Raw genomic sequence first — 13,340 nt, 5'->3', positions numbered from 1 at the left:
TCCCATGACTATGAAATTTGAAGGCTTCCTTGGAAGCTTCCTGACCAAGGCTGCGCAAAAGCCGGACCAGAACTTTGCACTTTTCAATGGCCAGCCGATCACGTTTGCCGCCATTGACCGTCAATCGGCGGCGCTTGCATCGCATTTCAACGCTCGTGGACTGAAGCGCGGTGATCGGGCCGCCGTGATGATGCGTAACTCAGAACTTTCGTTGACAGTGTTGTTCGCCCTTGCCCGCGCAGGCATCGTGTGGGTGCCGGTTAATGCGCAGCAGCGCGGCGAGGGGCTGCGCTATATTCTGGAACATTGTGAACCTGGCGTGGTCATCTGCGACCCGGATGCGCAGGAAACGATCCGCGAATGCGGTGCGGAATTACCAGCGCATGCCTTTATCCTGACTTCCGGGGAAGGATCGTTACAGGATATTGTCGCTCAGGATGCGTGGGGCCCAGCCGAAGAATTGCCGGTGGCGGACGACCTCTTCGCAATCATGTATACGTCCGGCACTACCGGGCGGCCAAAGGGGGTACTTGTTACCCACGGCATGATGCGTCTTGCTGGAGAAGCGGTACGGCAACTGACTTTGGTGCGTCCGGGCGACGTATTTTTTGTCTGGGAGCCGCTTTATCACATCGGTGGTGCGCAGCTTATTGTTCTGCCGACGCTGGAAGACGTCACACTCGCGATGGTCGACCGGTTCAGCGCCAGCCGCTTTTGGGCACAGGTCCGCGAATATGGAGCAACGCATATCCATTATCTGGGCGGCATTCTGCAAATTTTGCTGAAGCAGCCGGAGCGCGCTTCTGATCGAGATCACCCCGTGCGCATCGCCTGGGGCGGCGGGTGCCCGAAAGAAGTCTGGCCGCTTTTCCGCGACCGCTTCGGGGTGGAAATGCGCGAATGCTACGGCATGACTGAAGCCTCCAGCATCACCACCTGCAACGATAACGGAACAGTCGGTGCTGTCGGCAAGCCAATGCCGTGGTTCACGGTCGAGCTTCTCGACGAAACAGGAAAGCCGGTGGCTGACGGTGAGAAAGGTGAGATCGTTGTGCGGTCTTCCATCGAAGGCGCGTTGTTCCAGGGATATCTGCACAACCCTGAAGCGACTGCAAAGACATTGCGCAACGGCGCGCTTCATACCGGCGATTCCGGTTCGTTCGATGCGGATGGCAATCTCTGGTTCCATGGTCGACTGACCGACAGCGTGCGCTGCAAGGGCGAGAACGTTTCGGCATGGGAAGTCGAACATGTCGCCGGAGCCTATCCATCGGTGGAGGATTGCGCGATTGTCGGCGTTGCCGCCGAAATCGGCGAGCAGGACATAAAGCTGTTCGTCAAGCCGAAATCCGGCTGCGAAGTTGATCCGGGGGCGCTTTCGGAATGGCTGACGAGCCGTCTCGCGGCCTATCAGAACCCTCGTTACATTGCGGTGGTCGAGGAGTTCGAACGCACACCGAGCCAACGCATCATGAAGCACAAATTGTCAAGGGACCTTGGCGATTGCTGGGACCGATATGCGGCCGCGGGTCGGTAGCCAAATCGCAAGCGGCTCATCATAAGAGCGGGAAAACGCTGAAAAGTTGGCTTTCGCGGATTTCGCGAAGGCCATGACATTTGATCATGGACGATCAAGAAGTCTTCGCAGCCTCGTGTTCGAGGGCTGCCGTTGTTGCAAAAGCAACACTGTGTTCCTTCCCCTGAGGCTGGTGCTTCGACCCAAACTCATCATACTGAAGCATAGCGCGTATGAAGAAAAACAAGGAGGCCCGCGTGAAGGGGAATAATGTATTTGCGATGCGCCATATCTGGTTGCACGCGTTTGTACTGGCAATCATCTGTATTTCCGAACTGATCGGTATACGGAAAATATCCATCGGCATCGGTGCCGTAATCTTTCTGCCGATGCTCTATGCCTTTGCTCTCGGTGTCATCCTGAATCCAAATATCTTGAAGGCGACGGGGAAAGTTCTGAAGTCTGACTCGGTCAAGCTGTCAGGCACAATGATCACCATTGCTATCATGCCGTTCATCGCCAAGTTCGGAACGACGGTCGGTCCTCAGATCGAGAATATTATTGCTGCCGGACCTGCTCTCGTTTTGCAGGAGATTGGCAATCTGGGAACGATTGCCGTCGCCTTTCCTATCGCCGTTTTCCTGCTGCGCATGGGACGGGAGACCATCGGCGCAACCTATTCGATTGACCGGGAGCCTAACTTGGCCCTGATTGCTGACAAATATGGTCTGGACAGTCCGGAAGGTGCGGGCGTGATGGGAGTCTACGCTACCGGAACTCTGATTGGCACGTTCGTTTTTGCCTTGATGCCGCCGCTCGTCAACAGTCTGGGGCTTTTTGATTTTCGTGCGCTGGCCATGTCGTGCGGTGTCGGTTCGGGCAGCATGCTTGCGGCCTGCACGGGCGGTCTGGTCAGCGTCTTGCCGGAACAGAAGGATCTCATTCTGGCGCTGGCTGCCGCCAGCAACATCCTCACCTATGCGACGGGACTATATGTCGGCCTGTTTGTGGCGCTGCCGCTCACGGAATGGCTCTATAAAAAGTGCCGCCCCGAAGAATATCGCGACGCGGCGTAAGGGAGAGACTGATGACTTCAAAATCAGTGAAAAATACGATCGACCATCTGACCCTGTCTGTCGAGACGACTGACGAACGCAAGATCGATATTGTAGAAAATGCCTTGCTTCTGGTTATTGCCTGCTTTCTCGGATTAGTCGCGAACTGGGTCGGCACGGGCGTGACACCTGCACAGGCGCTGCCGGGCATGGCGGTGCTTTACGCTGCATCCATCGGCGGCTTGATATTGGCCCGTTATATGCCTTTCTATCTGCCGAGCGTTGCCTGGGTTTCCCTCATTGCCATTGTCATCACCATTCCCGGCGTCCCCGGATCGGAGTTTGTTCTGGCGAAAGTGGGGGAACTGAACTTTCTCGCGCTGGCAACACCCGCGCTGGCCTATGGCGGTCTGGCGTTGACGCGCAACGAATTCGAGATTGCTCGCCGTTCCGGCTGGAAGATCGTCGTTGTCGCTATCTGCGTGATGATCGGCACTTACCTTGGTTCGGTAATCATCGCAGATCTGACGTTGCGCATTACGGGTTAAATGCATCATGGCAGGCTCGATCCGCGGGCCTGCCATGAATAATATAGGGGAATTGCTCGCATGGCTGTTTTTCTCAGTGAAGCCGATATAGCGGAAGCAACGGGATGGCGGCATGATCTGCACCGGCATCCCGAACTTGCTTTCGAGGAAAAACGCACAGCCGCCTTCATAGCGGAAAAGCTCCAACTCTGGGGGTTTAGCGTCCGGTCCGGCTTTGCGGGAACGGGCGTGATCGGCAGCCTGACGCGCGGTACGTCGAAACGCGCTATCGGCATCCGAGCGGATATGGATGCCTTGCCGATCATCGAAAAGAGCGGTGTCGGCTATGAATCGGAGAGACCCGGCAAAATGCATGCCTGTGGTCATGACGGACATGTAGCCATGGCTCTTGCTGCCGCAAAGGTGGTCAGCAAACTTGAATTTGACGGAACCGTACGCTTCATTTTCCAACCGGCCGAGGAAAACGAAGGCGGCGGTCGCGAAATGGTGCGTGGGGGACTGTTTACGGACTTTCCAGTCGATGCGGTTTACGGCTTGCACAACTGGCCGGCGCTCGATGTAGGGACCTGCGTAGCTCGTGACGATGCGATGATGGCAGCATTCGGGACGTTCGAGATCGAACTGATCGGCAAGGGAGCGCACGGGGCGATGCCGCATGAGGGCGCAGACCCGGTGGTCGCCGCCGCGCAATTGGTCACGGCATTGCAGACTATTGCCAGCCGCAATGTTTCGCCGCTGGAATCCGCGGTTGTTTCCGTCACGCAGATGCATGGCGGTGACGCCTGGAATGTCATTCCGGAAAGCATGGTGATCCGCGGAACCACCCGCTGGTTCTTGCCCGATGTCGGGGAGACGATTATCCGCCGGATGCAGGAGCTCGCTGCTTCAATCGCAAGTGGTTTTGGTTGTACGGCACGCGTCGATTACGAAAAACGTTATCCTTCAACGATCAATACAGCAGACAATGCCCGCAGAATCCGTGAACTCGCTGTGTCACCCGACCTTGGCCTCGAGGTTCTTGATGTGGCCCCGAGCATGGCAGCCGAAGATTTCGCTTTCATGCTGCAGGAGAAACCGGGTTGTTACTTCTGGCTCGGTAGCCGTCGTGACGGACGCAATCCGGGTCTGCATTCACCATATTATGATTTCAATGACGCCCTTCTGCCGATAGGTGCCAACTTCTGGATCAAACTGGTTGCAAGCGAACTGGCGTCAGGCTGATGGCTGCTCGGCCTCGTTCCCATCTTCCCTTGATCCCGGACACCAATCAAGCAACATAGTGCCATGGAAACGCTCGATGCGAAAGAATTGCGAATGTTCATGGCGGTTGTTCGGATCGGGTCGATTCGAGGTGCCGCCGAGCATGTGAACGTTGCGCCTTCTGTCGTGAGCCGTCAGATTGCCGAAACAGAGCGCAAGATCGGTTTGACCTTGTTTGAACGAAACGCACGCGGCATGGCTTTGACAGAAGCTGGCGAGCTGGTCCTGGAGCATAGCAGGCGTGTTCTGGAAGAACACAGTCTCCTGAGGGAGCAACTGGGCTTTCTTAAAGGTGTGCAGCAAAGGCGGGTCCGCATCCTGTGCGGCGAAGGGTTTCTCGCTGACATTCTGCAACATGGACTTGGTTCCTTTGTCAGGATCTATCCGGACGTGCAGTACGATCTACAGCTGGGCGGCACGGAAAGCGTGCTGGACGGGATTGCCAACGGAGACGCCGATATTGGCATCGCCTATAATCCGCTGACGGATGCCCGGGTTCGGTCGCTTGCCATTTCCAAACAGCCGCTCTGCGTGGTCGCACCGCCAGGCCATCCGGTATTGGCAAAGGACCGGCTGGAACTCGCTGACTGCGCAGGTTTGCCCAATGCGTTGCTAGGGCCAGGCCATGGCATTACACAACTTGTCACGCGGGTCGCAGCTGATCGTGGATTTGCAATTTCACCCCTGGTCGAAACGACATCGATCGATGTCTTGAGGCGGTTCGTGATTGCAGGGCTTGGCATATCTTTTCTGCCCCGGTTCGCCGTATCCACGGAACTGGCTCGCGAGGCCGTCGCCATACGCGAACTGTCCGACCCGCTTCTGGCTGAAGCGAGTGCACATCTGATGGTGCGTGCGCGGCGCCGACTGCCGCTATCGGTAGAACGGTTGAGCGGGTTTCTCGCCAACAACATGGCAGCGTTTCGATAGGTCTTGCGTGTTGCTGTTGCGCATGACGGGACGCAGCGTTGTCTGCAAACCGGCTATGCGACCGCGCGCTTTGGTGCGAGCTTTTCTCCATTCGAAACGCGATCTGCCGCACGGGGGTCGAGGAGCAATGGAGATTAGGAATGGCGCAACAGGAACTCCCGGTGATCGGTGTGGTCGGCCTCGGCAGCATGGGGCTCGGCATGGCGCAAACCCTGGCGGCAAAGGGGTTCGCTACGCTGGGATTCGATTTGTCGCCGGAGCGTAAGGCATTGGCCCAGAAGGTGAATGTGACGCCCGCAGATACGCTCGACAAACTGTTCGAGAACGCTGATTTTCTGGTTTTCTCACTTCCAACTGCGCGTGATGTCGAGACGGTTGTCAATGCGCATATCCACCAGTTGGGTGCTGGGCGCAGCCGCGTCGTCATTATCGATACATCAACATCCGAACCGGATGTCAGCCGCGCGCTTGCCCAGAAGCTCGATGCGCTTGGTCATGGCTTCCTCGACGCCCCTGTGAGCGGCGGCCCGGCCGGGGCTGCGTCGGGTAAACTGACAATGATGATCGGTGGCAGCGATGCGGATCTGGCACTGGCTCAGCCCGTTATCGAAACCATGGCCGCCAAGGCATTGCATGTGGGACCGAGCGGCGCGGGCAATGTTGCAAAACTCGTCAACAATCTGCTTGCAGCAGCCCACATGGTGACCACCAGCGAAGGCCTGAAGCTGGCGCTTGCCGCTGGAATAAGCCCCGAATCCGCACTCCGTGTTCTGAATGCAGCTTCAGGAAAATCCATGATCAGCGAGGTTCACTTTCCGACTTGGATAATGAACGACCGTTTCGACAGTGGTTTCACGATGGGCTTGATGCGCAAGGATGTGCGCTTGGCGCAGGAACTGGCCGAACGCACCGGGGCAGATATCCCCCTGACATCCGTCGTGGCGAAGCTCTGGGCTGGCTCGAACCATCTTGAGGATCGCGACGACTTCACCCGCATGGGTGCTTTCCAACCTGACTCGTCCAAGTAAAGGCCAGAATAATGACGCACCCAATTGACCCCAAAGCGCAAGCCGCGCGCATTGCCGAAATTTTCCAGAGCTTCTTCCCGAAGAGTGAGATCGGCAGCTTCGTGAATGGAGAAATCGTTGTCGGAAGCGGTGACGAACAGAAACTGACCGATCCGGCGACCGGCAAGGTATTCGCGTCCTTCAGGGATGCCGACCAGTCGATTGTCGATGCGGCAATGGACGCTGCCGCCCGCGCTCAAAAGGAATGGATGGCCCTGACAGCGTCCGCCCGGGGCCGCGTGATGAACGAGATTGCCCGGCGCATTCGCGAACATGCTCCTTTGATCGCTGAAATCGAAAGCCGTTCTGCCGGTCGCCCCATTCGCGATATTCGGGGTGAAGCAGTGCGTGTCGCCGAGATGTTCGAATATTACGCCGGCTGGTGCGACAAGCTCTATGGCGATGTCATCCCGGTGCCGAGCAGCCATCTCAACTATACGCGCCATGAACCCATCGGCGTCGTTACACAGATTACGCCGTGGAATGCGCCTCTGTTCACCGGCGGGTGGCAGATAGCACCGGCAATTTGTGCGGGGAACGGTGTCGTCATCAAGCCATCCGAGTTGACGCCGCTCTCCACGCTTATTCTCGGCCTCATGTGTGAACTGGGTGGCGCGCCGCGTGGTCTGGTGAATGTGATTGCCGGGCAGGGCCCGACCGCCGGACAGGCTGCGGTTTCCCATCCAACTACAGGCCTGGTCGTTTTCGTCGGTTCGGCACAGGCCGGTTCAGCGATCGCGGCAACGGCGGCGAAGAACGTTGTTCCGTGTATTCTCGAACTGGGCGGGAAATCCGGCAATATCGTCTTCGCGGACGCCAATATTGACCGTGCACTGATCGGTGCGCAATCGGCCATTTTCAGTGGGGCAGGCCAGAGTTGTGTCTCCGGTTCACGCTTGCTGGTTCACCGTTCCATTCATCAGGAATTTGTGGAGCGTTACGCCGCTGCCGCAAACCGTATCGTCGTAGGCGACCCTTATGACGACAATTCACATATCGGTCCGATCAACAATGCGCGGCAATGGTCGAAGATCGACCAGATGGTCCGGGACGGCGTGACGGATGGGGCGGTGCTCGCGGCGGGAGGCGGAAAGCCGACGGCCCTGGAGGAAACCGGAGGCTACTATTATGCGCCGACAATCCTCGATCATGTCGATCCGGCAATGACGATTGCCAGGGAGGAAGTGTTCGGTCCGGTTGTGGCCGTCATGTCTTTCGATGACGAAGCGGAAGCAATTGCGCTCACCAATGACAACGCCTACGGACTCGCAGGCGCTGTCTGGACGGAGAATGTCGCGCGAGCTCACCGTGTTGCAGCCAGTGTTCGGGCCGGAACCTTCTGGATCAACGGTTACAAGACCATTTCCGTCATGTCGCCGTTCGGCGGTTTCGGTCGCAGCGGCTACGGTCGCTCGAGCGGTAAGGATGCGTTGATGGCTTATACGCAGGCGAAGAGTATCTGGGTGGAAACAGCCGAAAACCCGGCTGCAACCTTCGGTTACTCGCCAGAAGCCTGAATTGGTCGAATGGCAGCAAGATGTTGCAAATCTTGCTGCCGCAACCTCCCGATCGAAACGAACCCGTGACGTTGTGATCAGCCCCAATTTCAGAATTCGCAAAGGCGGGTGCTTACCGCCGGATATCGGGCAACGAGGGCAGGTTTATAGGTTCACGAAAGGTGCGGTGCAGTTGCCCCCAGCCCGGGTCATGCATATGGCTTTGCAAGCCCGCTCTCGCCACCAGCGCAAGCGCTTCCGCTTCACCGAAGGCCAGCGCTTCATGCATATTGGCGGTGAGCACCTTGCCATCCTCCATGAGGATTTTTCCGTCCACGATCACGGTATCCACGTCGCTTCCCAGCGCCTGATGGATCAGACGGTGAACCGGCATCCAGTTGGGTGTCAGATGAGGCTTGCGCATATCGATAATGGCGATATCGGCCTTTTTGCCTTTTTCGAGAGACCCGATCTCGTGATCCATGCCGATTGCACGCGCCGCGTCGATGGTGATCATTTCGAAGACTTTGCCCGGCGGGAGGATATAGCGATCGTGATTGTGCAGGATATGCTGCGTCGACTGGGCGATGCGTGCGATTTGCAGCATGTCAAAATGGCGGCTGGGAGCCGCGCCGTCCGAAGTGATGGCGACAGGAACGCCTCGGGCCATCATCTGCATGATCGGTGTCGAACGGCCAGGCGGAGCGTGGGTGACATGCGTGCCTGTCTCGGCAAGGATGTCAATCTCTTCATATGAAATACCCCAGCAATGCTGGAGGTGCACGTCGGGGCCGAGAAGCCCATTCTCCTTGTCCTGCCAGGCCATGCGGATTTGTCCGGCAAAAGCGTCGGAATGGATACGCACACCCCATTTGCGCGCGGTTTCACGAATGCGCCTTGCCTGCATCCGGTCATCCTTGGTCAATGTTACGGCGAAATCCGGCGTCGACGCGTTCGACGGTTCAACCGACGGGACGATGGTGAAGGGCGTCAGAAAGACCTTTATGCGTCCATCGGCGGTTCCGTTCAGGCTTTCGATCACGGCCTCGGCACCATCCATCATTTCCTCGAAAGAAACGCTGTGTCGCTCCGGTTCGCCTCTATCCCAACGTGTAACCGATTGCGGCCATGGCAGGCCCCCGGGGCCGACGCAGATGATCTCCCGTAAACCGAGTTCTGAATAGGCGCGAGCATGATTGATTGCGAAGGCCGGATCATCGCTGCGCGGCATGGAGGTGATGACGCTGGCGGATGTCGTTACACCGGCGCACAATCTTTCGAGGCCAGAGACCAGACCATCAGCGTACCAATAATCGCGCGTGACATAGTGATAGTAGGTTGGAGTGACGATCCGCATCCACAGCGAGTTGGTGTCAGCACCGATGCTGCGGATCAAGGCATGCCCAGCATGCCCGTGAGCGTCGACCAGTCCGGGGATGATCAGTTTGCCGGTGCAGTCCATTATTTTTTTACTGGCATGCCGGACATGGAGTTCTTCTGCCGTGCCGATATCGACGATCCTGTCCTTTTCGATCGCCAGACCACCGTCCTCAATGATCCGCCGCGTGCTGTCGACCGTTACGATTGTCCCGTGGAGCAGCAGAAATCCATCCATTCACTTTCCCCTCGTTGTCCGTTTCCCTGCGCGTTTGCCGCATTGAAAACCGCTTTTTAGTGTCGATGTTCTAAAGCATAATTGGCAACAATATCGTTGACAATAATGAAACGGATTATGATACTGCTTAAAAATTCGGACGAACGAATTTGATCGTTACTCATGAAGGGAAGAGCATGACGCGTCTAAACAGATTTCTCATATCGGCGCTGACCGCAGCGGCTGTCGCTGCTCCACTCGCGGTTTCATCGGCGGGTGCGGCTACATTGCGCTGGGGCAGCCGCGCGGACATCTACTCCCTTGATCCGGATTCAGTTCCTTCGACTTCCAATCTCGCGTTCTTGAACCATATTTACGAAGGACTGATCCGCTACGGTCCGAATTTCGAGATTGAACCGGCGCTTGCGACGGAATGGAAGCTCGTCGACAACAAGTACTGGCGCTTTACCTTGCGCAAGGGCGTGAAGTTTCACAACGGTGCGGACTTCACGGCTGACGATGTTGTCGCATCGATGAACCGTGTTTCAGATCCGACCTCGCCGCTGCGTGGAAATATTCCGCTCTATGTCGGCGTGAAGAAAGTGGACGACTTCACAGTAGATATCGAAGTTTCGTCGCCAACCGCATTGTTCCTGAACGACATGACCAACGTCTTCATGTTCAATGCAAAATGGCTCAAGGACAACAATGCCGAAAAGCCGACCGATATCGCCTCCAAAACCGAAAATTATGCCACCCACAATACCAATGGCACCGGTCCATTCAAGCTGGACAGCCGCGTTCCGGATTCGAAAACGGTTCTCGTGGTCAACGATCAGTGGTGGGATGAGAAAAAGCATAATCTCGACCGCATCGAGTATGTCCCGATCTCCTCTGCTGCGACCCGCGTTGCTGCATTGCTTTCCAACGAAATAGATCTGGTTGACTCCGCTCCTATTCAGGATCTTCCAAGGCTGGAATCTTCACCGGGTATCAAGGTGAGCAAGCGTACCGAACTGCGCACGGTCTTCATAGGTTTCAACGGCAAGGAAAAACTTGAGGATGGGCGTCCAAACCCGTTCCTCGACGTTCGCGTCCGCCAGGCAGTCGAAGCGAGCATCGACCGCGATCTTATCAACAAGAAGATCATGCGCGGTCTGGCGCGGCCTTCCGGTTCGCTCATAGCACCGGAAATCGCGGGTTATGCCAAATCCCTCGACGTCTATCAGCCCGCAGATCCCAAGCTTGCACAAAAGCTGCTGGAAGAAGCAGGCCAGAAGGGGTTGACCTTCACCTATCTGTGCATGAATGACGAGAGCATCAACGAGGAAGATATTTGCTCTGGCATTGCAAACATGCTGAAGCGTTCCGGCTTCGAGCCGACCATCGATATGGGTCCGCGTGCCGTGCAACAGCCCAAGCGTACGAACGGCAAAGCTGATATGTTCAATCTGAGTTGGGCCAACGAGCCGACCCTCGATGCCTATTCGTTGCTTTCCCAGGTTCTCTCGACACGCAGCGGTTCCACCGGTGTTTCCAATTATGGTGGATGGTCCTATCCAGAACTTGACGAACTGGTGAAAAAGGCGGCTCAGGAGCCGGACACCGCCAAACGTCTGGCGCTGGAGGAGGAAGCGCTGAAGTTCGCCAAGGAGAAGGCCATCCTGATCCCGCTTCACCAGCAGCCTATCGCCTGGGGAATGCTCGACAAGGTCCAAAACGTGGATTTCCGTGCCGACAACAAGCCGCGTCACTGGCACACCATGATGGCTGAGTAAGGTTAGTCACCAGATAATTGGAAAAATGGAGCGTTTCATCTCGATGAGACGCTCTTTTAGTATCCGGACGACCGTGACATCGGAAGATGCAGGCGAGCAGAAGCGTCAACATCGCTGCCTTTCGTCCCGACACATTTATATGACGCCCAGCATCGGCCCGGCTACGGCATTTGGTGGTAGGCGGTTCTGATAAAGACAGCTTGGAACGCTGCCCCCATCGGCGATCTTTGTCGACATATCAGCCGCGCAAATATAATTATATTGTCAACAATCACGTTGACAACTTTTGACTAATAGCCATACTGTCCCTCGTGGCCAAGAAGCAAGCCGGAAAGGCAGGCCCGTGTTGGAGGGAGGAAAATCACAATCAATGCGAAGCGTGCCATAGGGGTGCGAAGTCACCATGCGAGCCATGGTTGCGGCTATCCATGAAAATAGACCTCGAAAAGAGGCGCAAATTTCCAGAAGCGGAGCAAATCAATGTTGAAAAAACTGGGCCTTGCGGCGACCGTGCTGGCGAGCCTGACCCTGTCAGGCCACGCGGAGACGCTGAAATGGGGGGCATCGCGCGATATCTACTCGCTCGATCCATACTCCTATGGTGACAGCTATACCTTGTCTTTCCTCAATCATGTTTATGAAGGTTTGGTGCGTTACGATGCCGAACTGAAAATCGAGCCTGCACTTGCCGAATCCTGGGAAAATGTTTCGGATACGGTGTGGCGTTTTCACCTGCGCAAAGGCGTAAAGTTTCATGACGGTGCCGAGTTCAACGCAGATGACGTCCTCGCTTCATTGAAACGCGTGAGTGATCCAGTCTCGCCATTGCGTGGAAATCTTCCTGCCTACAAGTCCTCCAAGAAGGTAGACGACCATACGGTCGATATCGAGTTGAGCGGGCCTTACCCGCTGCTGCTCAACGACCTTACCAACATTCATATCTTCGATGCCGGCTGGTTGAAGAACAACAATTCGGAAAAGCCGACGGATGTCGGCGCGAAAATTGAAGGATATGCCACCTACAACACCAATGGCACCGGCCCGTTCAAGCTTGAAAGCCGCGTGCCGGATTCCAAAACCATCCTTGTGAAGAACGCGGACTGGTGGGACAAGTCGCAGTCGAACATCGATCGGATTGAGTTCACACCCATTACCTCGGCGGCGACCCGTGTGGCGGCCCTTCTCTCTGGTGAAATCAACTTTACGGAGAACGCGCCGTCGCAGGATCTTCCGCGTTTGCAGGCCCAGCCGGACCTCAATGTGCTCGAGCGTACGGACTTGCGCACGGTGATGGTTGGCTTCAATCGAAAATCGAAGCTTGCCAATGGTTCGGAGAACAAGTTCAACGATCTGCGTGTGCGCCAGGCTTTTGCCCATGCGCTTGACCGTGACCTGATCCAGAAGCGCATCATGCGGGGCAAGTCGCGCACGGCAGGTGCCGTAGTCGCGCCGGAAATTCCGGGCTATACGCCGGAATTGGACACCACGCTCAAATATGACCCAGAGCTCTCGAAGAAGCTTCTGGCAGAGGCCGACGCCACTGAATATCCATTCACGCTGGTGTGCACGACGGATGCTTATGTGAATGAGGAGGAGCTGTGTCAGGGCCTGGTGAATATGCTGAGCAGGGGCGGATTCAAGCCCCAGCTCGACATCGCCCCGACCGCAGCGCAGGCGCCCAAACGCACAGGCGGCAAGGCCGACGTCTATCTAATCGGCTGGGCGACTGAGCCGATGCTCGACAGTTATTCCATTCTTCTACAGATGATCGAGACCAAGACAGCCAATGCCGGTGTCTTCAACTGGGGTGGCTGGAGCTATCCGGATATCGACAAGCTTATCGTGCAGGCATCGACCGAGATGGATCGAACCAAGCGTCTGGCATTGCAGACCGAAGCCTTAAAGATGGTGAAGGAGGAAATCGTAATGCTGCCTTTGCACCAGCAACCGATGGCATGGGTCATGTCGAAGAAGATCGACAAGATCGTGCAACTGCCGGACAACAAACCGCGTCATTGGCTGACGCACTTTGCAAAATAATACAATCATGAGGCCGCAGGGGACCGGCGTCCCCCGCGGCGCCCTGTTCTTACCGA

At 56.5% G+C, this 13,340-nt stretch carries 10 protein-coding genes; 9 read left to right on the top strand and 1 reads right to left on the bottom strand.

Going from position 1 to position 13,340, the window contains the following annotated elements:
• Positions 1–4 precede the first annotated feature (4 nt).
• The 7 genes from ACOWVS_RS11730 (at position 5) to ACOWVS_RS11700 (ending at position 7,893) form a co-directional block, all read left to right on the top strand.
• Positions 5–1,537, top strand: a complete 1,533-nt coding sequence (locus ACOWVS_RS11730; protein ID WP_036564777.1) for an AMP-binding protein — start codon at positions 5–7, stop codon at positions 1,535–1,537.
• A gap of 212 nt (positions 1,538–1,749) precedes the next feature.
• Positions 1,750–2,592: a DUF3100 domain-containing protein gene (locus tag ACOWVS_RS11725; protein WP_006469653.1), complete on the top strand. Its 843-nt coding sequence runs from the start codon at positions 1,750–1,752 to the stop codon at positions 2,590–2,592.
• 11 nt (positions 2,593–2,603) lie between these two features.
• Positions 2,604–3,119: a hypothetical protein gene (locus tag ACOWVS_RS11720; RefSeq protein ID WP_006470737.1), complete on the top strand. Its 516-nt coding sequence runs from the start codon at positions 2,604–2,606 to the stop codon at positions 3,117–3,119.
• Between the two features lie 60 nt (positions 3,120–3,179).
• A complete protein-coding gene (locus ACOWVS_RS11715; RefSeq protein WP_006470736.1) occupies positions 3,180–4,340 on the top strand; it encodes a M20 aminoacylase family protein in 1,161 nt (386 codons plus the stop codon).
• 63 nt (positions 4,341–4,403) lie between these two features.
• Entirely contained in the window at positions 4,404–5,309 is a 906-nt protein-coding gene (locus ACOWVS_RS11710) for a LysR family transcriptional regulator (protein WP_006469654.1), read from the top strand.
• A gap of 140 nt (positions 5,310–5,449) precedes the next feature.
• Positions 5,450–6,337, top strand: a complete 888-nt coding sequence (locus ACOWVS_RS11705; RefSeq protein ID WP_006470735.1) for an NAD(P)-dependent oxidoreductase — start codon at positions 5,450–5,452, stop codon at positions 6,335–6,337.
• Between the two features lie 11 nt (positions 6,338–6,348).
• Positions 6,349–7,893 carry an aldehyde dehydrogenase family protein gene (locus ACOWVS_RS11700; protein ID WP_006469656.1) on the top strand — a complete coding sequence of 515 codons (1,545 nt, stop codon included), beginning with the start codon at positions 6,349–6,351 and terminating at the stop codon, positions 7,891–7,893.
• A gap of 112 nt (positions 7,894–8,005) precedes the next feature.
• Here ACOWVS_RS11700 and ACOWVS_RS11695 read toward each other — a convergent pair whose 3' ends face one another.
• On the bottom strand, positions 8,006–9,487 hold the full coding sequence (locus ACOWVS_RS11695; protein WP_006469657.1) for an amidohydrolase family protein: 1,482 nt from the start codon (positions 9,485–9,487) through the stop codon (positions 8,006–8,008).
• Positions 9,488–9,663: 176 nt separating this feature from the next.
• Here ACOWVS_RS11695 and ACOWVS_RS11690 point away from each other — a divergent pair, with 176 nt between their 5' ends.
• Both ACOWVS_RS11690 and ACOWVS_RS11685 read left to right on the top strand, forming a co-directional pair.
• A complete protein-coding gene (locus ACOWVS_RS11690; RefSeq protein ID WP_039853406.1) occupies positions 9,664–11,244 on the top strand; it encodes an ABC transporter substrate-binding protein in 1,581 nt (526 codons plus the stop codon).
• A gap of 480 nt (positions 11,245–11,724) precedes the next feature.
• Positions 11,725–13,284 carry an ABC transporter substrate-binding protein gene (locus ACOWVS_RS11685; protein ID WP_006469659.1) on the top strand — a complete coding sequence of 520 codons (1,560 nt, stop codon included), beginning with the start codon at positions 11,725–11,727 and terminating at the stop codon, positions 13,282–13,284.
• The last annotated feature ends 56 nt before the right edge of the window (positions 13,285–13,340 follow it).

The organism is Brucella sp. IR068 (assembly GCF_049065885.1).
In the GTDB taxonomy this organism is placed as follows: Bacteria; Pseudomonadota; Alphaproteobacteria; order Rhizobiales; family Rhizobiaceae; genus Brucella; species Brucella intermedia.
Note: the sequence above shows the minus strand (reverse complement) of the source record. Positions and strands in the feature narration are given on the sequence as shown.